Consider the following 22,797-nt stretch of genomic DNA (forward strand, 5'->3'; position numbering starts at 1 on the left):
GCCGGTTGCCATGGCCGCGGTTTAGCGTTAAAACCTAGCCACGAAAAGGCTATCTTTGCGCCATGCAAACGAACGAAAGAACCAATTACCAGGAAGGAGCTGTGATATTGATCAACAAACCATTAACATGGACCTCCTTTGATGTAGTACGTAAAATCAGGAACGTCACCAAAGCCAAGATAGGTCATGCCGGTACATTAGATCCACTGGCCACCGGGTTGCTCATCTGCTGTACCGGTAAAATGACAAAAAAAATTAATGAATACCAAGCCCAGGAAAAGGAATATACCGGCACATTTACTTTAGGAGCTACCACTCCTACATTCGATAAAGAATCTGAACCTGAGCATTTCAAAGAGATCAGTCATCTCGACGAAGCAGCAATTCTGGCAGCCACCCAACCTTTTCTCGGTGAAATTATGCAGTTGCCACCTATTCACTCTGCCATCAAACAAAATGGTAAACCTATTTATTTGTTGGCCAGAAAGGGAGTGGATGTAAAGGTAGAGCCCCGTAAATTAACGATCACGGCGTTTGAGATCACTAAAATAGCCTTGCCGGAAGTACATTTCAGGGTAGTATGCAGCACAGGTACCTATATACGTTCTTTGGCCAACGATTACGGCGTCCAGCTGGGTTGTGGTGCTTACCTGAGCAGTCTTTGCCGAACGCGTATTGGTGCTTTCAGATTGGAAGAAGCTACCGGCATGGAAGACTTCATTGCAGCCAATGCGGTTCCTAAAACGGATAACCAATAGCAATATTCCAGATAATATTTTCACGGCGCCAGCTGCTACTTTTCAGGTCCCACTGACTGAGATACCAACCATTTTTATTGCCGGTAAAGTAAGGCACTTTCAATGGGATACCCCAGTCCAGGCGGATCAGGAAGTAGGAGAAATCCAAACGGAGGCCGGCGCCAGTGCCTATGGCCAGGTCGTGATACAGTTGCTTGAACCGGAATTCCGAGCCAGGCCTGGTAGAGTCTTTACGGATTACCCAGATATTACCCATATCCACGAAAGTAGCCCCTTTAAGGTTTACGCTCCCTCCAAACATTTTTAACAAGTCGAAGCGGTATTCCACATTGCCTTCCAATTTCATATCCCCGGTTTGGTCGGGAAATGCCTGTGCAGTGGCGGAAGAGTCTTTGTAAGAACCGGGGCCCAAGGTCCGCAGCCGCCAGGCGCGGATGCTATTAGGGCCTCCTGAAGTAAACTGTCTTACGTAGGGCAATACCTGTGAATAACTATAGGGGATACCTATACCGGCATAAGCGCGGGTAGCCAATCCACTGTGTAAGCCCAGTTGCCAGTAATGGCGGTAGTCTGCTTCTATCTTTACAAAATTGGAAATATTTACCCGCGTGAGGGTTTCCAGATCGGCTTTACGGCCGCTGACGTTGTTTACGAGGCTATTGATACCACTAAGCCAAAGCCCCGATTCTTCTACGTTTACCCGGAAAGAAGTATAATGACGCTGATGTACCAGGTCTTGATTGTTATAAATATAGGAGACATTTTCTCCCCCTATCAGCGCCGGTTCAAAGCTTCTTTTCAGGTAAGGGTTGATATTCACCACGCTGTCCCTGAAACCCGGGTTAAGGGTTACGCCGATGTAGTTTAATGTAAATGGCCTTACTACCCAACGCTTATAAGCCGTTTGGTTCCAATCGTATCCATAAGACATGTTAATACTGGTAACGTCGAATTTATCGATACGGGAAAGGTAGTTGGCGCCCAGGGTTAGCCTTGTTTTTACATTAGAGCGGCTATTTTGCTTGATATGGAAGGGCAATGCAAAACGCGGCCAGGTAAGGCTTACGTCGCCACCAAACTGTATCGATTGCAGCTCCCACCCACTTTCGGGGCGCACCAGTTCAATGCCGGTGCTCAGGCTCGTGCCCAGTTGGGTAGCGGTATTGTTTAGATTAATATGCCGGTAGTTCAATGTAAGGCCAGATCCCAGGATGTAGTCGGAGCTATTGCTCACTTCAAAGGTAAGCCCCAGTTCCTGCTTGCGCCGGGGAGTGAGGAACAGATAGGCGTCCAAGGTATCTGTATTGGTTTTGGGCTCTTTGTATTGCAGGGTAATAAACTGCCATATCCCTAGGTCGTACAGTTTGTTAACAGTATTGGTATACTGTTGTTGAGAATAAGTTTCTCCCGGTTTTAGCAGGATGGATTTAGACAGTATCTTGGGCTTCAGAATTTCCTGGTGGTAACGTATGGTAATAAATTTATGCTCATCCTCTTTCAGGGTACTGTCGTTAGGGTTTGCGTTCAACGAAAAATCCGGATAGGCGAAAATGTTCCCGATATAATATTTGCGCCAGGCGGGAGTACTGTCTTCCGGATTTTTGATACGTACTTCTACATCCATGGTGAGTTTCTCCCGGCCTTTATTCTCGTTGAATATATTTACAAATCCTTCAAAAGGGTTGAGGGTATTGCGGAACAAGGCTTTATTAAGCGTATCCACGCTATATTCTATAGCGTCGCGGCTAAATTTGTAATAGCCGGAATCCCTGATTAAACGGGTTAACCGTTCCCGCTCACTGCCCAGGGTAGCCGATTTATAGGGCATTCCTTTTTTGATGAGCGATAATTTTTCATTGGCTTGTACAATGCGCAGGATCGCAGTGTCGGGAACATCGTAGGTGATTTTATCAATAACGAAGTTCCGTCCGGTATTTACCCGGTAGGTAACGCTGGTTTTCCTGCGCCGGGTGTTGGAAGTATAATCTACGGTAGCATAAAAGAAGCCCTGGTTATGCAGGTAGCTGGTCATCCGGTCTACCGACTCTTTGGACTTGGTAGAATCATATACTACGGGTTCTTCCAGGTTTCTTTTGGCCAGTACGAGGTTCCAGAACCAGTTTGATTTTTTTTCGTTGTATTTCTGGTTATACAGCCAAACCTTTATGCGGGAGTTGAGCAGTTTTTTATTGGGCTGCTGCGTCATCAGCGATTTAGAAGAGAGAGAGCTACGGAGGTCTTGCTTTTCTGAGCTGAGGATATCTCCTTTTACATCTACTTTGCTGCTAACATACAGTGTTTGATCTTTCCGTAGATATTTGGTATTGGAGCAACCTGCCAACGCGAATATTACAGCCAGTAGCAGCAAGTGTTTGAGCGGTAATCTTCGGAAGTTGGGAAGCAGCAGCATCACGGGCGAAAACGTTGTTAATGATTTTTAAAGCCAATCCTGACAAACCGGATACCATGCCTCTTCTTGGCTGATTAAAAGAAATCGTGTAGGTTTGGTCCTATGTTGTCAAAGGCGCAAATTAAATATATTCAATCATTACAGCACAAAAAAAACAGGCAAAAATCCAGCCAGTATGTGGCCGAAGGAGATAAGATAGTGCAGGAACTGCTACAGGCGGGCATGCCGGTAAGAGCTGTTTATGCTACCGGCGATTGGTTGGAGCAACATACTACCTTGTTGGCCACGCTGTCATCAGGAGCGGCTATTCCAGTAGAGGCACCGGTGCTCAAACAATTATCTTCCCTGACTACTCCTAACAGGGCCATTGCTTTGGTAGATATGCCGCCGCTTGCAGACCCGCTGCCGGAAGCCGGCGAGGTAACGCTAGCCCTGGAGGCAATACAAGATCCAGGTAATATGGGCACCCTTATTCGTATAGCCGATTGGTTTGGTATCCGGAAGATCATTTGTTCACCGGATTGTGTGGATATCTATAATCCTAAAACCATACAAGCCACTATGGGCAGTATTGTGCGGGTGCGTATAGCCGAATCAGATATTACCCCACTCTTACAGCAAACAGCGGTGCCTTCGTATGCCGCTACCCTGCATGGGCAAAATATAGCCGATTTTCCCGCAATGAAGGAAGGTATCATCCTGATTGGCAATGAGGGGAGGGGATTATCGGAAGAAGTGATTGCACTAGCTACCCATCGGATCACCATTCCCCGTTTCGGTGGCGCCGAATCATTGAATGCTGCCGTGGCGGCAGGTATTATTTGCGGACGACTGCTTATTTAAGGCCGGATGAAACCCCATTATTTCATTATTGGTATTTTATGGTGGGGAGCAGTATCCTGCGGCCACAAAGCGCCGCGTGTTATTACCCCTGCCTTTTATTACTGGAAGCAAACCTGGAGTGGAAACCCGGAGGAGCAAAGCTATCTAAAAAACCTTCCTGCCAGGCGCTTGTATGTGAAGCTGTTTGACGTAACCACCAATGAAATTACCCAAGCGCCGGTGCCCGTGGCGGTATTCCGGCAAAAAGCGCCCTTGCCGGAACAGGTAGATATCGTACCGGTGGTGTTCCTGATGAACGAAGTATGGGCGCATGCCGACACTACACTAGCCGGAAAGGTATCCCGGTTGATTCAGGAGCTATGCGACAGCCTGCCCTCCAGCCGTATCCCGGAAGTCCAGTTGGATTGCGATTGGACACAAACCACCCGCGACGCGTATTTTTCTTTTATACGGCAGATCCGGCAAACACCTTTTTTCCGGCGCCGGCGATTGTCGGTTACCATCCGGATGTACCAGGTAAAATACGCTGTACGTACCGGTATCCCACCGGCCGACAGAGGCTTGCTAATGTGTTATAATATGGGAGACCTGCGCCAGGCAGGCGCCCATAATTCCATATTGGACCTGGGCACTATGGAGGCTTATCTGGGAAAGAACCGGGTTGCGGGATATCCCTTACCTTTGGACGTGGCTTTACCCCTGTTTGAGTGGAGCGTACTATTCCACAATAATGGAACAGCGTATGCGGGTATCCTGCGAAATATAGGCACTACGGAGTTACAGGATACTGGGGTGTTTACTCCCGGCAAAGAACGGCTGTACACCGTACGCCAGGATACTTCATTAAACGGGTACACATTAAAAAAAGGAAATGTGATCCGGCGGGAAACAATTGAACTTTCAACATTGGAATCATCAGCACGTTTAGTAGCCGAACAGTTATCAACAAAAGATCCGGTAGTAATATTCTATCACCTGGATGCAATGACCCTACAAAAATATCCATTGAATGAACTACAAAAAATTTATCATCTTTTCGATTAGCTTTTGCCTGGTATTTTTCGGTAATGTGATCTATACGCTTTCCTGCGGACCCATACCAGACCCCTACGATTACTACGTTTCTTTTTATAATCCGCATACCAAAGGGACAGGATATGAGCCGTTTTACTATACAGCCCTTACCAATTTTTATGATGATCCCACCCCTTCAGAAGAAACTGCTAATGTAATCGACTGGCAACAGTATACCGGCCGTGAAGTAAATGAAAAAGATATCCGGGAATTTATTTATACCTATACACCCGGTCAGTTTTCGGCAGTAGCGAATGGCGGTAAGGCCCTACCAGATAGTGTGATGCAGAACACTTTTACCCAATTTTTACTGCAAGAAGGGCACCGTGATGCTGCGCGTTACCTGTTGTTTGCTAAAAGCTGTGAGCCTGCGGTGCTTAATGTAGATCCCTGGTCGGCGCCAGACAGGAATATCCCCCTGTTGGAAAATCTCTATCAGGAAGGGGAGCAGTTGTACGTTAAAACAAAGGATAAGCATATCCGCGACAGGTACGCTTTTCAGCTTATAAGACTGCGGCATTACAGCAAGCAATACCAGGAAGCTGTTGCTTCTTTCGATAAACTGTTTGCCGGTAAGGCCAACGGTGTATTGGTATATTATAAAGCCCTGGCGTTAAAAGCCGGAGCTTTGTTTCATTTGGGCGATTCTGTGCAAAGCGCCTACCTATTTTCCAGGGTGTTTGAAAAAGCGCCTTCCTTGCGGATCAGTTGTTTTATTAGTTTAAACTGGACCAATACTAAGCCAGAGCAGGTATATTCTTTGTGCCAGGATTCGCATGAAAAAGCGGTAGTGGCCACTGTTTTTAACTTTGCCAACCCTGAGCCAAACGTAGAAGGCCTCCGGCAGGTATATGCTTTAGACCCTGCTTCGCCTGCGCTGAATGTTTTATTGGGCCGGGAAATCAATAAACTGGAAGATGATTATTTCAGTCCCTATCTGGGTAATAGTGAGGCGATCGGTGGGATTGTGAGCATGCATGATTATACCCCCGAAGAAAAAAACAAAATGAGCGCAGCTGTGGGCGCCTTGCAAAGTACTGTAGATAGTATATTGCGGGAAGGAAGGTTGCAAGACCCAGACTTATGGCGGGTAGCATCTGCTTATCTTTCCTATATCCGCAAAGACTATCCCGGAGCTACTACCCGGTTACTGGCGGTGAAAACAACAGATCCGGCTATAAAAGACCAATGGGAAATTATCCATCTGTTGGTAGATATCAACCAACAAAAAGATATTGACAGTGTATTGGAAACAAGGTTACTAAAGGCTTTCGAGTGGCTCGACAGCAAATTGCCGGCATCTCCACCTGTTAACACTGAATATGGTTGGGGTAATCCGGATAAATCGTTCTTTTTCCGGAAAACGTACCGCAACTTGTTGTTTGCCGTATTAGCGCCCCGTTACCACCGCCAAGGGGATCTTATTAAAGAAGTCCTGATCCGTGGCCGTTGCGACTCATTAAACAGTAACGACTATTTTGTTTCTGGTGAAACGGCCATTTCCCAGATAGGGGATGATATGAAACCCCCGGAGCTGATACAACTGCATGATTTTTTGCGCCAGCCGGTAAAAACGCCTTATGAGGCTTATCTCGCCGGTTTTTTCCCTAAAAGTATAAACCTGGAACAGGTAATAGGAAGGAGTTATTTGAGGGTATATGATTTCAGCCATGCACGCAACTGGTTTAAACGGGCGCCTGTAAGTACTTTAGCGGTTTCGTACCAGGTGTTCCGGGAGCAATTGCAGGATTTCGGGGAAGATACTGCAGCTCAATATTACAACCAACCCATTACGGAGCTGGCATTTTGTGACCGTATGCTGGAATTGCAGGAGCAGATGAAAAGGGCGATGGTAGCGCCTAAAGTATATTACGATTATGCGACAGCGTTATTCAGTCTGTCTTATTATGGGAGAACATGGTTTTTTATGAAAGACTATCGCCCTTCCACAAAGTGGTATACTCCTCAATGCGACCGCGATGCATTTGAAAAGCAATATTTTGGTTGCTACGAAGCGGAGAGTTATTATCTAAAGGCTGCACAAGCCAGTACAGACAAGGAGTTTAAGGCAAGATGTGCGTTTATGGCATCCCGTTGCTCGCAAAAGCATACAGCCCCTGATGATCCTAACAAATATATTTCCGCGTTGGTACATAACCGTTATTTCCCCCTGTTGACGGATAATTATGGGCAAACGAAATTTTACCAGCAGGTGTACCCGCAATGCAGCTACTTGCGTGATTATATAAAAAGTACCCGCAAGCAATAGCTATTTAAACTGTATCGCTTTTACTGGTGTAATACGGCGGATGATCCGGGCAGGAATCTGTAAGATTAACGTACAGATGATGAAGGTGCCTGCATTGATTAGTGCAATATCGGTCCAATGTACAGATACAGCAGCTACCGACATATAGTACGATTCTTCCGGCAGTTTAAAAATACCAGTGGCTTGTTGGAGGAATGCTAGTCCCAACCCGAAGAAATCACCTATCAGGATGCCCAGCAAGATGATATAGGCTGCCTGGTAAACAAATACCATTTGGATATCATGATTGCGCATACCCAGTGCTTTGGTGATACCAATCATGTTGGTACGTTCCAGGATAAGTATAAGGATGGCAGTGACCATGTTGATAATTGCCACAATGGTCATAATAATAACGATGATTAGCTCATTTTGATTTTGTAGTTGTAACCAGTCGAAGATGTTAGGATAAATATCGCGGATGGTACGGGTGAATAACTGGTCTGGCAGCAGGTTGTTATCGATGTACCGGGCGGTGGAATCCATCCGGTGGTAGTCTTTTAGGGCGATTTCATAACCGCCAACGTCGTCCGGTAGCCAGTCGTTAAGACGGCGTACCAAGTTGAGGTCTCCGATCACATAGGTTTTATCGTATTCTTCAATACCGGTTTTGTAGATACCCGTTACCGTTAGTTTACGGGCTCTGGGTGGCTGGCCCCCGCCTTGTATGAAATAGATGATTACTTTATCGTTTACTTTCAACTGGAGTTCCTGGGCCATCGCTGCCGAGATCATGATCTCAGAGGTATAGGAAGAATCGTTGAACTGTAGCAGTTGACCGGCAACGAGAAAACGGTTCAATTGTGGCCAGTCGTAATGCTTGTCTAATCCTTTAAAGATAATACCATCTATTTCTTTATCTGATTTAATGATAGCCGATTTGGTAGCATAGCTGCTGATGCTTTTAATGCCGGGTGCCAGCTGGATACTGTCTACCAGGCTTTGTCTGCCGGTAAAAGGAAGTTCTTCTGTAAGTGGTCCGGCGTTGGGTTGGTATTCGTTAATGTGGATATGTCCCCAAAAGCTAAAGATCTTTTCCTGAATCACTTGTTGGAAGCCATTTACCAATGCTGTTGCCAGTATCATTACTGCTACGCTCACCGCGGTGGCAGCTACAGCGATATTAATAATGAATTTGGAAAAAGAGGACCCCTTGTTGAAAGCAATCCGTCTGGCAAGAAAAAAAGATAAACGCATAGAACAAATATAGGGAAATCTGAAAGCACAATACAAAAAGCGGCACAGCAGATTAATTGTTATATATTCGCGTTAATCATTCGCTCTAACAGCTTTTGTATTCCACTTTCTGCTTTTAATCATAACTTGAATATTTTCAAATACCTGGTATGCGTATAGCAGCATTAAATTTTATGATGGCCCTGGCAGGTTGTCTGTTCCTGAACAGTGTCGCTGCACAAGTGAATGCCATCACTCCAGATCATGTGTACTACAACAACATTAAATCAGTGAAGTTCAGCTTGGCCGGTGATCCGCTCAGTATGCCCATGTACACTATCGGCTCTTCAGAAAAATTAGCGCTCTCGTTCGACGATCTGGACAACGACGTGAAGAACTACTATTATAGCTTTGTGCTTTGCAATGCCGACTGGACGCCTGCGCAGGTGAACCAGTTCGATTACATGCGGGGCTTCTCAGAAACCAGGATCATGAACTATAAGCTGTCGAGCGTTGCACTGCAACGTTATACACATTATAGTATACAGCTGCCTGGTACCAATAGTTATCCCGTAAAATCAGGTAACTATCTCCTGAAAGTATACCTGGACAGTGATACTTCACAATTGGCGTTTACCCGCAGAATGTATGTAGTGGAAAATAAAGCCGGACTGTCTGGTTATATACAACAACCTATTGCGCCTAAATATTTCAAGACTTACCAGAAGATCAATTTTGAAGTAAATACCGGCGGACTGAATATCCAGAATCCTTTTGATCAGATAAAAGTAGTAGTGCTGCAGAACTACCGCTGGGATAATGCCCTTACCGGGCTGAAACCGCAGTTTATCAGCGGCAATACTTTAAAGTACAATGCAGAACAGGATTGTATTATGCCGGCCGGAAAAGAATACCGCTGGATAGACTTACGCAGTTTCCGTTTGCAAACAGAACGGGTAAAACATTCAGAATACCATGCTAACAGCACAGACGTATATGCTGTACCAGACGTAGAAACAGGCGATAAGTTATATCAGTTCATAAAGGATAACAATGGCAGGTATTACCTGGCTACCCTGGACGATTATGATCCGAACTTTGAAGGAGATTATGCCTCGGTTCATTTTTCTTTTGCCTCACCGGAACCTTACGCTGGGTATGATGTGTACTTATTTGGTGAGTTCACGAATTATGAATGCAATGGGGATAATAAGCTTACCTATAATGGTACCACCCGCGCTTATGAAGGCACTTTCTTCTTAAAGCAGGGATATTATAATTATATATATGGGCTGGTGGATAGAACTGTTCCCAATGCGAAATTCAATACAGATTTAACGGAAGGCAACTACTGGGAGGCAGAAAATAATTATACTATATTGTTGTATTACCGCGCTTTAGGAGGCCGGTCAGACGAACTGGTATCTTCTATAACGTTGAATTCCATTCTGAACCGCAAGTAAGGTATGGTTTTTAATAAGCCTGCAGACTTTTGATTTTTTAATAGAAAATAAAAAGCCCTGCTGCCGGATGTGATTTTCCGGTAGCAAGGCTTTTTTTATAGCTTGCGTGTTGTTTGTTTATGAAGAAATGCTTTGTCTGAGTTTAACGATATTAGCGGCGCCACGCTTGATGATAATGCGGGTGCCTCTTTCGAAAGTGAAGTAGCGGTAAAACCAGTTAATGAACACTACCAGTTTGTTCCTGAATCCCAATAAGCTCATAAGGTGTACGATCATCCATACCATCCAGGCCAGATAGCCACTTAGTTTGATGCCGGCAAATTCTGCCACTGCTCTATTGCGACCTATAGTAGCCATGCTTCCGAGATCGTTATAGATAAAATCTTTCATAGGTTTGTGCTGTAAAGAAAGGTGGATGTTGTTGGCCAGGTTTTTACCTTGTTGAATCGCTACCTGTGCTACCATGGGATAGCCTTTAGGGAAGCGGGGATCATTCGTCATTTGCGCTATATCTCCAATAGCATATACATTGGTAAACCCTTTTACCAGATTCAGCTCGTTTACTAGGATGCGGCCATTGGGCAATGTAACATCTGTTGGTATGCCTTTTACCGGAATACCTTTTACGCCGGCAGACCACAGCAGGGATTGTGTTTGTATCTGTTCTCCTGTGCTTAGGGTGATAGTTTTTCCATCGTATTCCTGTACACCGGTGTTGGTCATTACACGCACATCCAATTCCTGCAAAGCTTCCAGGGTTTTGAGGGAAGTTTTTTCACTAAAGGAAGCGAGCAACCGGGGGCCGGCTTCAATGAGGTATACATTCATGAATGATTGGGGAATAGACGGATAATCCTTAGGCATGATATATTTACGTAGTTCCGCAAAAGCCCCGGCCAGTTCTACGCCGGTAGGACCGCCGCCCACCATCACGAAATTGAGTTTAGGTTTAATATCTTCCGGATTTTGTAAGAGCAAGCTTTCTTCAAACTGTTTTACCACGTAGTTCCTGATTTGTACCGCCTCAATCAGGGATTTCATGCCAATGGCATTTGCTTCAATGTTTTTATTCCCAAAAAAGTTGGTATTACTGCCGGTAGCAAATACCAGGTAATCATAGTGGATTTCGCCAATGCCCGTTTCCAATATATTTTCTTCTGCGCGTAGTCCCGTTACTTCTGCCATGCGGAATACCAGGTTGTTTTGTTTCCGGAATATACCCCTTAGTGGAAAAGCGATACTGTCTGGTTCCAGGCCGGCTGTAGATACCTGGTACAACAAGGGCTGGAAAAGGTGGTAATTATTCCTGTCTAACAATACAACCTGAACAGGTGCGTGTTTAAGTTGTTTGGCAAGGTTCACTCCGCCGAATCCGCCGCCTACAATAACGATACGCGGTTGAGTTGTTTCCGGGATGTTGGGCTGAATCATAATTCGTTTTTTTATTGCAGCAATTGCATTGATATGGTAACTGTTTATAAACACTCATTAGCCCGATATCTCGGCAAATGCTGTACCAGTGTTAATTTTTATCAAAGTTACGGAACTTTCAGAAAAAAATGAAACATAAATAATTCTTCAGCGTATGAAGCAGTTGCTCCACACGTCATGCGCTGCTAATAATTAGTTTATTTAAAAGCGGAACGGTTAGAGGAATCAACTACCGGCAGCAGCAATTTAGGAACCCACTACTGGCAGTAACAGTTTGATACAGGCTATATAGGGAACATTACAATAGCGTGCTAACGCCCGGAAAGACAATATTTAAAGAGGAAAGCAGCAGCTGCAGCACCGGCTAATGGGCCTAAAATAGGTATCCAGGCATAATCCCAGTCGCTGTTGCGCTTACCCGAAATGGGTAATAGGAAATGCATAAATCTGGGGCCCAGGTCTCTTGCCGGATTAATGGCATAGCCGGTGGGCCCACCCAGGGATAAGCCAATAGCCAATACTACAAAGGCTACGGGAAGGGCGTCTAGGGAACCGATGCCTACGGTGGGGCTGGTTAAGTAGCATAAAGCCAGGATAAATACGGCAGTGGCAATAAATTCGGTAAGGAAATTATATTTTTTATCGCGAATGGCCGGAATGGTGCAGAATACTCCCAGTTTAGTATCTGGATCGGGGGTAGCGTCGAAATGTTTTTTATAGCATAGCCATACCAGTAGGGCTCCGAGCATGGCTCCTGTTATTTGCGACAGTATGTATAAAGGTACTTTGCTCCAGGCAAAATTACCCATTAGCGCCTGGGCAAAAGTAACGGCAGGGTTCAGATGGGCGCCGCTGGAGCTGGCGGTAGCATATACGCCAATAAATACGGCCATGGCCCAGCCGATCGTGATCACTATCCATCCGCTTTGGTAGCCCTTGGATTTATTTAAGATGACACTGGCTACTACGCCGTCTCCCAATACGATTATAAACGCGGTTCCTATTAATTCAGCTAAATAAGGCGACATAAATTGCAAAGGTATATTGAGCGTGGATAAATATTATATTTCTTCCGTCCATGCCTGGGCAGCCCGGATGGCGCGTTTCCATTCTTTGTAAAGCCGGTTGGTTTCTTCCGCTTCCATGTTGGTATCGAAGGTGGCATCTATTTTCCATTGCTGTGCAATGGTTTCAATACTATCCCAGAAGCCGATGGCGAGCCCGGCCAGGTAAGCGGCTCCCAGGGCGGTAGTTTCTGTGATAACGGGTCTGATCACACGTGCATGCAGTAGATCGGATTGAAACTGCATGAGCAAGTTGTTTTTGGTAGCGCCGCCGTCTACCCGTAATTCAGTAATGGGGATACCGGCGTCTGCTTCCATGGCTTTCAGCACGTCCATTGTTTGGAAGGCAATACTATCGAGCGCTGCACGGGCAATATGGGCAGCGGTACTGCCACGGGTTAGTCCTACTATGGTGCCGCGGGCATGCTGATTCCAGTAAGGGGCGCCTAAACCTGCGAAAGCGGGTACCAGGTAAACGCCATCGCTATGTGGCACCGTGGCCGCGAGTTTTTCCACATCGGCAGAATGACGGATAATGCCCAGGCCATCCCGAAGCCATTGCACTACGGCGCCGCCAATAAAAATGCTGCCTTCCAGGGCATAGCTGGTTTTACCATTAATTTGCCAGGCTACGGTGGTGAGCAGGTTATTCTGCGAAACAATAGGCTTGTCACCGGTATTGAGTACCATAAAACAGCCGGTGCCGTAGGTATTTTTGATCATGCCGGGTTGGGTGCACAGTTGTCCGAATAGTGCGGCTTGCTGATCGCCGGCAATTCCGGCAATAGGAATGTTATAGGGAGTAAGATTGGTTTCAGTATGGCCATATACTTCGCTGGAAGATTTTACCTGCGGTAATATGGAAGCAGGGATATCGAACAGGGAGAGGAGCTCATCATCCCATTTTAGGTCGTGGATATTAAATAATAACGTACGGGAAGCATTGCTTACATCAGTGAGATGTAGTTTGCCATTGGTTAAGTTCCATATCAGCCAGCTGTCTACTGTACCAAAGGCCAGTTCGCCTTTAGCTGCTTTGGCGCGGGCATCGGGAACATGATCCAGTATCCATTTTACCTTGGTGCCGGAGAAGTAAGCATCCAGGCGTAATCCTGTTTTGTCTTTAACGAGGGGTTCTTTGCCATCTTTTATAAGGGAATCGCAATAGGCTGCGGTACGTCGATCCTGCCAAACAATGGCGTTATGAATGGGCTTACCGGTTCTTTTATCCCAGAGGATAGTAGTTTCCCGTTGGTTGGTAATACCTATAGCAGCGATGGCTTCTCCGGATATCCTTGCTTTCAGAATGGCTTCTGCGGCTACGCTGGCCTGGGAAGTCCATATTTCCATAGCGTCGTGTTCTACCCATCCTGGTTGAGGGAATATTTGTTTGAATTCCTTTTGGGCTATCGCTTTAATATTGCCATTGTGATCGAAGATGATTGCGCGGGAGCTGGTGGTGCCTTGATCTAGCGAGAGAATATATTTTGCCATCAGGTTTCTTTTACTGCGTTTTGGGTAGGTGGATAATGATATTGAATTTAAAGTAAATATTCCAACAATCACTACCCTTTTTGATAGCCGTTATTCCGCTAAAGGTTGGCAGCAGTAAAGAACGAGGCCCATAAAAAAATCCCCGGCGCATTACTGTACCGGGGACACACCATCTAAAAAATATTTCTTTGCTTATAATTTTTTGGCATCTTCCAGGAACTTCGCCAAACCGATGTCGGTTAATGGGTGTTTCAGCAGTCCGAGAATGGAATCTAACGGGCAGGTACATACGTCGGCGCCAACTTCTGCACATTTTACAATGTGGAGGGCGCTACGGATAGAGGCTGCCAGGATCTCTGTTTTAAAGCCCTGGAGGCTGAAGATCTGCGCGATCTGTGCGATCAATTCTACGCCGTCCCAGTTGGTATCATCGATACGGCCAATAAAAGGAGATACATATGCGGCCCCAGCCTTAGCTGCCAGGATAGCCTGACCAGCGGAGAATACCAGGGTGCAGTTTGTTCTGATACCGTTGTCGGTAAACCATTTAATAGCTTTTACACCATCTTTGATCATTGGCACTTTTACCACAATGTTTGGGTGTATCGCTGCCAATTTTTTACCTTCTTCAATAATGGATTTAAAATCAGTGGAAATCACTTCTGCACTCACATCACCATCCACGATTTTGCAGATATCTTCGTAATGCTTAATAATAGCAGCTTCACCCTTAATACCTTCTTTAGCCATCAGAGAGGGATTGGTGGTTACACCATCCAAAACGCCAAGATCATGAGCTTCCTGTATTTGCGCCAGATTAGCTGTATCAATAAAGAATTTCATACTATTTAGATTAGTTTGTCAGGAAATGAGCCTTTTGTGGAAGTGCCGTCATTAGTGAAAGAGGTGAAGAAAATAGCAACCAGGATACTATTGACAAGCAACTAATGACAATAAAAAAAGAAAAAAAGGCAAGTTACTTATATCGCACCGCTACAACCACCTACCCTTGCTACATTCCTGTCCTGGGGGAGTTCAGTAGGAGCTGGTCGTATAAGACTTGCCGGATGCAAAGGTAAGATAATGTGTTGAATCTCCAAATATTAGCAACAGAAAAGTTGAACTTTTTTTTCAAAACGTATTTATACGCATTCTTTGTAGGCTAATAATGTGAGGTATCTGTATATCGGAAAATTATATATTTTTGGCAAATAGGCATATTCCCCAATCACCTTTAACCATTTTTTAGTACTTAATTAATTTACCACTATCATGGAAACAACCTCTTATTACAGTAACCAGGCTGCTTACGCTTTTGGTGCTACTTTCTTTCTTTTTGTACTGGTTATTTCGATCTTGTACCTGATCTGCATGTGGAAGATATACGCCAAAGCAGGTCAGCCGGGTTGGGCCGGCATTATCCCGATCTATAATATCTATATCTTAACCAAGATCGTAGGCAAACCAGGTTGGTGGATAGTGTTTTTCCTGATCCCTTTTGTGAACGTTGTTATTGCTATCTGGCTCATCAATTTACTCAGCAAAAGCTTCGGAAAGGATGAGGGCTTTACTGTTGGATTACTTTTTCTGGGCATTATCTTTTACCCCATCCTGGCATTCAGCAAGAAGATTGTGTATATAGGGCCCGCAGGCGATCCTACCCATTTTCACAAAGTGAACGATGAACTTAATGCTATTGGCAAAAATCTTTAATCATTGTTTTCCTTATATATCTGATGTGCCCCGGCACAATGGCTGGATGTAATTGTAATGAGGAAAAGAAACAGGGCTGGTCAGAAAATGGCCAGCCCTGTTGTATTGCAGGCATTAATTATCTTTAGTAGTATAGTAGTTGTAATCGTTCAATACTGTTTCCAGGAATTGGGTGTTGGCCATTGCTGTTTTAATATGCAGTACTTCTTTTACCCGTTCGGCTACCCGGGAGGCCAGCTCTTCATCTTTAGCTCTTAAGGCGCGATCCAGTAAATCTTTTACTTTATTCATATCCCTGTCAGATAATTTCATGATCTGCGGGAATTGAGGTTGATAACCGGTGTTGGAAAGATCCCTGAAAATGGTTTCTTCAATGCTGCCTTTTCTTTTGGTACTGATCACAATGGTGCCGGCAATGATGTCGCCCAGGCGTTGGTGGTAACGGGTCCGGGTAATGGATATAATAGGGATAATCACTGGTATCAGGAAGGAAAATAACAATGGTGTTTCTATGAGCCGGAATACCCACCTGATCAGGTGTTGGCTCACACTGGGTTGATTGCCCATTATACTAACTACCTGAATCTGTAATATTTTTTTTCCTGGCGTTTTTCCATACATACTGATTTCCATGATAGGGAAATAAAGCACAACGGGAAGTGCTATAAGCAGCATATATACTGCCATAAAGTTTTCCATATTCATGTTAAAAAAAAACAATGCGGAAAAAACTACCACTGCATAAGCAGCACGTATTGCAAAGTCAATACCCCAGGCCAGTAGTCTTTTTCCAATGTCTGCGGCTTCAAATTCTAGGTCTATATTAAATGAAGTGGGTATTTTTATCTCTGCCATAATCAAATTTACATATTTGTTTATATATTGTTGGACGATTTAGTATGTTTGCCAGTATTCCCCACTAATAACCCATTACTGTAGGTAATATCTGTATTTTTAAAGGGAAAGCACTCACTATGAGAGAATCATTATTTATCAAGAAAAATTTATCCCGCTGGAAACAATACCAGGAGGAGCCTATAGATGATCCTGATGAAATGGCAGAAAGATTTGTGTCGCTGTTAGACGACCTGTCTTATGCAAAAACCTTTTATAGTTTCAGTAAGGTAACCCGTTATATCAATGGCCTGGCTGCGGGCATTTACCGCCGTATTTACCAGCACCGTAAAGAGGAAGTGGGGCGCTTTCAACTATTTTTTAAATATGAACTGCCGCTGTTGTTCCGGCAATATCATCGTTTACTGCTTTTTACCTTGGTCTTTTTTCTGGCATTCTGTATCCTGGGCGCTTTTTCATCGGCACATGATGAAACTTTTGTACGGGGTGTGCTGGGAGATGAATATGTGAATATGACAGAACGGAATATTGCTAATAATAATCCTTTCGGGGTGTATAAAGACACTAACCCTGTTATTATGTTCTTCGGCATAGCTGCAAATAATATCACGATATCTTTCTTTTGTTTTGTAGGTGGTATTTTCCTGGGATTGGGATCTTTGTATTTCATGGCCCAGAATGGCGTGATGGTAGGCGTTTTTCAATACCTGTTTTTTGCGCATGGTTTGGGATGGAAATCAGTGTTAGTGATATGGATACATGGTATGCTGGAAATTCCCAGTATTGTGATTGCAGGTTGCGCTGGTCTCATTTTAGGTAAAAGCCTGCTGTTTCCTGGTACCCGCAAGCGTTTAGACTCCCTGCGAAAAGGCGCCAAAGATGGTATCAAGATTATGGTAATGTTGGTGCCTGTACTAACGGCGGCGGCTATCCTGGAAAGTTTTGTAACCAGGCATACGGAGATGCCACTGGTATTAAGTATGTTTATTTTATTGGCTTCGCTGAGTTTTATGCTGGGCTATTTTATTTTTTATCCCATATACCTGCATAAGAAAGGGTACCGTTTGCAGGCAAATGGAAAAGTATTTATACCAGGCACCTTTTCAAAGCTGTAATATGAAGAAGTATTGGTGGATCATCAGTTGTTGTGGTGTGGTATTGTGCAGCGCACCGTTGCCGGGCCGGGCGCAGAATGAAGATACTGCTCCTACATTGGCAGGGGCTCATCTACGTGATGAAGCAACTGGCTATCCTATTTTCGACATGCGCACAGTGCCCGCCCCTGTAGTAAAAGCCTTGAAAGAAGATAAATCATTACAGTACCATGATGTGAAAACAGCGCCGCCTAAGAATAATTGGTTAACCACGTTGGTGGTGGGTATCATTGCCTTCCTGGCAACCTTCCGGTACTTGATATTGGCCTTGCTACTGGGTTTGGTAATTTATCTGATTTACCGGTTCATGAAAAGCAATGGGATGAATGTGTTCCGTAAACCATTGCTGGCAGAGCCTTCTGTGGCAGGAGCAGAGGAAGCGCTTGGCAGTAATAAAGCATACGAAGATAAAATTGCCGCCGCTATGGCTGTTAGCGACTACCGGCAGGCAATTCGTTGGTGGTATCTGTATACCTTATTTCAACTGGCAGGCCAACAATTGATAGTAACCAGCCGGGAAAAAACCAACAACGATCATCTGCATAGTATGCGGAACTCTCCTTACTACAAAAAGTTTGCAGCGCTTACCCTGGATTATGAATATATCTGGTACGGAGGGTTTGAGGTGAGCGATAGCAGCTTTGGCCAGATCAACGAGGATTTCAAGGATTTTAATAACGAAATAGTAAAAGCTTCGTGAAGAAAAAAGTCGTTTATATTGTTGTAGGGGTAGTGCTGCTGTTGGTGGCGATTATTGTTATTGGCGGTAAATACATCAATAAAATAAATGAGCAATCCACTAACATGACCCCTTCTTCTTTTTACAGCAAGGATAAAAAGGCAGGAGGTGCGTATGTTGCTTTTAAACTGTTGCAACAGTTGTTTGATAGGCATACCATACAAGTGGTAACAAAGCCTTTTGCCAGAACATACCAAAAAGAAGGCGAACTTAAATCCAGTGGTAATGTGTACCTGATGGTAGCAGATGAACTATTTCTTACCGAAAAAGATATAGATGCTATGATGGCCTATGTAGCTGCGGGTAATGAATTGTTCATTGCGGCAAACGTACCCGATCCTGCGTTGGCCAAACAGTTGAACTTTTCTTGTATGCAAAGTACCAGCTATAACCGTCATCCTACATTTGTACAACAATACCGCGATAGCACGATCCCTCTGCATACTACCTATCATTACGATGGCGTGGTAGGAGAGAACTATTTCAGTAAGATAGATAGCAGTACTACTACCGTGTTGGGTACTAATTTTAAGAATGATCCCAACTTTATACGGATTGCTTATAGCAGCGGGTTTATTTATGTTTTGATGAACCCTTATACTTTTACAAATTACTTTTTGCTGCATAAAAATAATGTAGCTTCCCTGGAAACCCAGATGGGGTATCTGCAACAAGACGCTGCCAATATCTATTGGGATGATTTTTATAATGGGCAACATACACCTCAATCCGGCAATTTTAGCGAATGGCAGGTATTAATGCGCTATCCGAGCCTGCGCTGGGCGCTTGGGCTTATTGTGGCGCTGTTGCTGTTGTACGTGCTATTTGAGAGTAAGCGCCGGCAACGGATCATTCCCGAAAAACCGCCTGTTACCAATACTTCGCTGGAGTTTGTGGATGCTATCGGACAATTGTATTACCAGCAACATAATAACTATAACCTGGTGCATAAAATGATACTGCACCTAATGGAGTATATACGTTCCCGTTATTATCTTAATACTAACTACCTGGATGATGCGTTTGTAGCTGCGTTGTCTAAGAAATCTGCTATATCGCAGATGGAAGTGAGTGAGTTAATACAGATGATACATCAGATAAACCTGGAGGGGAATGTAAGTGATGAAACTTTGCAGGAATTTTATAAACGTATTCAACTATTTTACTTAAACGCACAATAAAAAATGGACACCAGTATATTTCAACCAAGGATTGATTTTTCTGCTTTGCATAACGGTGTAGAAGATATAAGGGCACAGATAGGGAAAGTAATTGTAGGGCAACACCAGATGGTGGATCTACTGATCACAGGCTTGCTCACACAAGGCCATGTACTGATAGAAGGCGTACCTGGAGTCGCTAAAACGCTGACGGCCAAATTGCTCGCGCAGTGTGTGGATGCAGATTTTAGCCGTATACAGTTTACACCGGATCTCATGCCGGCCGATGTATTGGGTACTGCTGTATTTAATCCGCAGACAAGAGTTTTTGAATATAAAAAAGGGCCTATTTTTAGTAACCTGGTATTGATCGATGAAATCAACCGCGCCCCCGCTAAAACACAATCGGCCCTCTTTGAGGTAATGGAAGAAAGACAGATCACCAACGATGGCACTACCTGGAAGCTGGACCGCCCATTTATGGTGATTGCTACACAGAATCCGATTGAACAGGAAGGTACCTACCGCCTGCCGGAAGCACAGCTGGACCGTTTCCTGTTTAAGATAGAAGTAAAATATCCTAACCTGCAGGAAGAAGTGGCGGTATTGCGTAATATTCATCAGTTTAATGGCGAAACAGATCCCACCCAACTAATTAGCAAAGTAGTAACCACCACTCAAATTATCGAATACCAGAACCTGGTGCGCCAGGTAAGGGTAGACGATAAATTGTTTCATTATATCGCTGCTATTATCAACGAAACTCGCCTGAATTCATCGTTGTACCTGGGCGCCTCTCCTCGTGCGTCCATTGCCGTTATGAATTGTGCTAAAGCATTGGCAGCGATTAAGAACAGGGATTTTGTAATCCCGGAAGATGTGGTGGAAATGGTGCCGCATGTACTGCGCCATCGTATTATGCTGACACCTGAAAAAGAAATGGAAGGAGTTAAAACCGACGACGTAGTAGCACAGATACTAAAGATGGTAGAGGTACCGAGATAGTATTACATCCGTTGAATAGGTAGTAACCGGGTTCTCCTTATCCAGAAAATATTTTTTATCCAATAGCTGGTAGCTAAAAGCTAAAAGTTTCCATGGTGTCATCAACTGTAAAAAATAATTTATACCAGATACTGTTTTTTACCAACCGGCTTTATTTCCTGTTGGGCGCCAACATACTGTTATTTTTTATCTCTTTTTTTTATCCCCGTTTTTATGAAGTGGCGATTATGGCGTTTATTATACTGGGGGGCGTGTTCCTGTTGGATATGCTGTTACTATTATTGCGGCCATCCGGTATTGTATCGCTATCACGTAAGCTCAGCAACCGTTTGAATAATGGAGATAACAATGAGGTAGTACTGGAATGCCGTAACAGTTATCCTTTCCCGGTTTGGGTGTCTGTCATTGAAGAATTGCCTACCCAGTTCCAGGAACGGGATTTTTCCTTGTCTGCTAAAATAAATGCTGGGGCAACACATATCTTTCGATACGAACTAAGGCCCGTAGAAAGAGGTGAATACCAATTTGGTTACAGCAATGTATTTATTAAAAGTGCTTTAGGTATTGTGGTGCGCCGTTTTGTTTTTGATAATGAACAAACGGTGAGCGTATATCCAAGTTTTCAGCAGCTGCGGCATTATGAACTGTATGCTTATATGAACCGCCTCAATGAAATAGGCGTGCATAAACGCCGTATTATAGGGCATAGTATGGAGTTTGATCACATTAAGCCCTATACGAAAGGCGATGATGTACGTATGCTTAATTGGAAGGCGACTGCCCGTACCGGCAATCTGATGGTGAACAATTATGTGGAAGAAAGGTCACAACAGGTATATGCGGTAATTGATAAGGGACGTGCGATGAAGATGCCTTTTAATGGCTTATCGTTGTTGGATTATGCAGTAAACGCATCTTTGGTATTTAGCAATGTGGCTATCAATAAGGGAGATAAAGCAGGACTGGTTACATTTACAGAAAATAAGATTGAGCTATTGGCGGCCAGCAATAAGAAAGTGCAGGTAAATAAGATTATGGAGTTGTTGTATGCACAGGATACCCAATGGCAGGAAAGCGACTACGAAGCATTAAGTGTGAAACTGCGTGGAAGCTTATCTACCCGGTCTTTATTGATGTTGTACACCAACTTTGAATCGATGTCGGGTTTACACCGGCAGCTTCCTTATCTACGGCGTTTGGCCAGGTATCATTTATTATTGGTGGTATTTTTTGAGAATACAGAGTTAAAGCGAGTAACTGAGCAAACGGCCTATGATGTGGAGTCTATTTATAAGCAAACTATCGCACAGAAATTTGCTTTTGACAAAAAGTTAATCGTAAGAGAACTGTCGAAATATGGTATTATGTCTTTGTTAAGCCCTCCTGAACAATTAACATTGAATGTAGTGAATAAATACCTGGAGTTAAAGTCCCGTATGTTGATATAATCAGGGCCTTTTCTGTTTTTTATTATTGGGTTCCTGTATGTTGTTTGTAATGGGAGGATCGTTATCAGGCGCTTGTTTTACTGGTAGTACCGAGTGGAGATAGAACTGTTTGCCATACTTGTACCATGCTTCCACGGTTACTGTTTTACTGGTATCATTAGCGGGTAATAACAGGTCTTGACCTATAATTTTTCCATCGGAGGCTACGAACCTGATGGTAGCAGTGTCTAAGGGCAATATTTTGCCGCTGCTGAATTTTCCTTCTACATTCAGGTAAAACCGGATATCACGTTTCACGCTATCGGCATAATGATTGAACCGGATACCGGTAACATAGGGCATATGCAAGGTAGTTTGCAGTGGAACGCTATCTTCGTTATTAACGGTAAGGGTAATACGATAGTTATCTTTTATCAGTTGGGCTCTGTTGAAATATAAAATACCGTCTTGTATATTGCCGTTGCTGCTGTTTACTTTCAGTTTGTGCCAACGATAGCTTCCATGCAGCCAACCGGTGGTTTGTTGCATGGAGCTGTCGCTATAAAAGAGTTGTATCCCAACCGGCACTTTGTTGTATAGCTCTGATACGGCAGTGGTATCATAACAGCCTGTTATCCTTACTAATTTTGCCTGTTGGGCGGTTACCTGTAGGGAAAAAAGCACTGGTACGCAAGGCAGTAACCGTTTCAGCATATGGTGTTT

Annotated in this window: 19 protein-coding genes and 1 other RNA gene; 11 read left to right on the forward strand and 9 right to left on the reverse strand. The window is 44.2% G+C overall.

Annotated elements, in window-relative coordinates; translation table 11 throughout:
• The first annotated feature begins 62 nt into the window (after positions 1-62).
• A complete protein-coding gene (truB, locus tag ACDQ55_RS07325; RefSeq protein WP_420980650.1) occupies positions 63-758 on the forward strand; it encodes a tRNA pseudouridine(55) synthase TruB in 696 nt (231 codons plus the stop codon).
• On the opposite strand, the gene ACDQ55_RS07330 is transcribed toward truB, so the two are convergent.
• Positions 739-3,168: a BamA/TamA family outer membrane protein gene (locus tag ACDQ55_RS07330; protein WP_420981293.1), complete on the reverse strand. Its 2,430-nt coding sequence runs from the start codon at positions 3,166-3,168 to the stop codon at positions 739-741. The two genes, truB and ACDQ55_RS07330, sit on opposite strands and share 20 nt — an antisense overlap.
• A gap of 102 nt (positions 3,169-3,270) precedes the next feature.
• Here ACDQ55_RS07330 and ACDQ55_RS07335 point away from each other — a divergent pair, with 102 nt between their 5' ends.
• Genes ACDQ55_RS07335 through ACDQ55_RS07345 form a run of 3 tightly spaced genes read left to right on the forward strand, consistent with a single transcriptional unit; the run spans position 3,271 to position 7,354 of the window.
• On the forward strand, positions 3,271-4,011 hold the full coding sequence (locus tag ACDQ55_RS07335) for a TrmH family RNA methyltransferase (protein WP_420980652.1): 741 nt from the start codon (positions 3,271-3,273) through the stop codon (positions 4,009-4,011).
• Positions 4,012-4,017: 6 nt separating this feature from the next.
• Positions 4,018-5,055, forward strand: coding sequence for a hypothetical protein (locus tag ACDQ55_RS07340; protein ID WP_420980653.1), 1,038 nt, complete (start codon positions 4,018-4,020; stop codon positions 5,053-5,055).
• Positions 5,021-7,354: a hypothetical protein gene (locus ACDQ55_RS07345; protein ID WP_420980654.1), complete on the forward strand. Its 2,334-nt coding sequence runs from the start codon at positions 5,021-5,023 to the stop codon at positions 7,352-7,354. The genes ACDQ55_RS07340 and ACDQ55_RS07345 overlap by 35 nt, the downstream gene beginning before the upstream one ends.
• Here the strand turns inward: ACDQ55_RS07345 and ACDQ55_RS07350 are convergent, their stop codons facing one another.
• A complete protein-coding gene (locus ACDQ55_RS07350; protein ID WP_420980655.1) occupies positions 7,355-8,590 on the reverse strand; it encodes an ABC transporter permease in 1,236 nt (411 codons plus the stop codon). It lies immediately after the preceding gene.
• A gap of 149 nt (positions 8,591-8,739) precedes the next feature.
• Here ACDQ55_RS07350 and ACDQ55_RS07355 point away from each other — a divergent pair, with 149 nt between their 5' ends.
• Complete coding sequence (locus tag ACDQ55_RS07355; RefSeq protein WP_420980656.1) at positions 8,740-10,032, forward strand: DUF5103 domain-containing protein; 1,293 nt, start codon at positions 8,740-8,742, stop codon at positions 10,030-10,032.
• A 117-nt stretch (positions 10,033-10,149) separates the two neighbouring features.
• Here the strand turns inward: ACDQ55_RS07355 and ACDQ55_RS07360 are convergent, their stop codons facing one another.
• The 5 genes from ACDQ55_RS07360 to ffs all read right to left on the reverse strand — a co-directional run bounded on the left by ACDQ55_RS07360 (position 10,150) and on the right by ffs (position 15,087).
• Positions 10,150-11,463: an NAD(P)/FAD-dependent oxidoreductase gene (locus ACDQ55_RS07360; protein WP_420980657.1), complete on the reverse strand. Its 1,314-nt coding sequence runs from the start codon at positions 11,461-11,463 to the stop codon at positions 10,150-10,152.
• Between the two features lie 311 nt (positions 11,464-11,774).
• Positions 11,775-12,491 carry an MIP/aquaporin family protein gene (locus tag ACDQ55_RS07365; protein ID WP_420980658.1) on the reverse strand — a complete coding sequence of 239 codons (717 nt, stop codon included), beginning with the start codon at positions 12,489-12,491 and terminating at the stop codon, positions 11,775-11,777.
• A 33-nt stretch (positions 12,492-12,524) separates the two neighbouring features.
• Positions 12,525-14,021, reverse strand: a complete 1,497-nt coding sequence (gene glpK / locus ACDQ55_RS07370) for a glycerol kinase GlpK (RefSeq protein ID WP_420980659.1) — start codon at positions 14,019-14,021, stop codon at positions 12,525-12,527.
• Positions 14,022-14,213: 192 nt separating this feature from the next.
• Complete coding sequence (gene fsa, locus ACDQ55_RS07375; RefSeq protein ID WP_420980660.1) at positions 14,214-14,864, reverse strand: fructose-6-phosphate aldolase; 651 nt, start codon at positions 14,862-14,864, stop codon at positions 14,214-14,216.
• Between the two features lie 123 nt (positions 14,865-14,987).
• An RNA gene (gene ffs / locus ACDQ55_RS07380) (signal recognition particle sRNA small type) lies at positions 14,988-15,087 on the reverse strand.
• 206 nt (positions 15,088-15,293) lie between these two features.
• Between ffs and ACDQ55_RS07385 the strand changes: the two genes are divergently transcribed.
• Complete coding sequence (locus ACDQ55_RS07385) at positions 15,294-15,734, forward strand: DUF5684 domain-containing protein (protein ID WP_420980661.1); 441 nt, start codon at positions 15,294-15,296, stop codon at positions 15,732-15,734.
• A gap of 114 nt (positions 15,735-15,848) precedes the next feature.
• Here the strand turns inward: ACDQ55_RS07385 and ACDQ55_RS07390 are convergent, their stop codons facing one another.
• Complete coding sequence (locus ACDQ55_RS07390) at positions 15,849-16,589, reverse strand: RDD family protein (RefSeq protein ID WP_420980662.1); 741 nt, start codon at positions 16,587-16,589, stop codon at positions 15,849-15,851.
• Between the two features lie 119 nt (positions 16,590-16,708).
• On the opposite strand from ACDQ55_RS07390, the gene ACDQ55_RS07395 reads away from it, so the two are divergent.
• From ACDQ55_RS07395 to ACDQ55_RS07415, 5 genes are all read left to right on the forward strand, one after another.
• On the forward strand, positions 16,709-17,704 hold the full coding sequence (locus ACDQ55_RS07395) for a stage II sporulation protein M (protein WP_420980664.1): 996 nt from the start codon (positions 16,709-16,711) through the stop codon (positions 17,702-17,704).
• 1 nt (position 17,705) lies between these two features.
• A complete protein-coding gene (locus tag ACDQ55_RS07400) occupies positions 17,706-18,443 on the forward strand; it encodes a hypothetical protein (protein WP_420980666.1) in 738 nt (245 codons plus the stop codon).
• The gene (locus ACDQ55_RS07405; protein ID WP_420980667.1) at positions 18,440-19,663 is read left to right on the forward strand and encodes a DUF4350 domain-containing protein; all 1,224 of its coding nucleotides are present in this window, start codon (positions 18,440-18,442) and stop codon (positions 19,661-19,663) included. Before ACDQ55_RS07400 ends, ACDQ55_RS07405 begins: the two co-directional genes overlap by 4 nt.
• 3 nt (positions 19,664-19,666) lie before the next feature.
• Entirely contained in the window at positions 19,667-20,647 is a 981-nt protein-coding gene (locus ACDQ55_RS07410; protein ID WP_420980668.1) for an AAA family ATPase, read from the forward strand.
• A gap of 92 nt (positions 20,648-20,739) precedes the next feature.
• Positions 20,740-22,095 carry a DUF58 domain-containing protein gene (locus ACDQ55_RS07415; RefSeq protein ID WP_420980669.1) on the forward strand — a complete coding sequence of 452 codons (1,356 nt, stop codon included), beginning with the start codon at positions 20,740-20,742 and terminating at the stop codon, positions 22,093-22,095.
• Here the strand turns inward: ACDQ55_RS07415 and ACDQ55_RS07420 are convergent, their stop codons facing one another.
• Positions 22,096-22,788, reverse strand: a complete 693-nt coding sequence (locus ACDQ55_RS07420) for a hypothetical protein (protein ID WP_420980671.1) — start codon at positions 22,786-22,788, stop codon at positions 22,096-22,098. It abuts the gene before it with no gap.
• Positions 22,789-22,797 lie beyond the last annotated feature (9 nt).

This window comes from Chitinophaga sp. 30R24 (assembly GCF_049056765.1).
In the GTDB taxonomy this organism is placed as follows: Bacteria; Bacteroidota; Bacteroidia; order Chitinophagales; family Chitinophagaceae; genus Chitinophaga.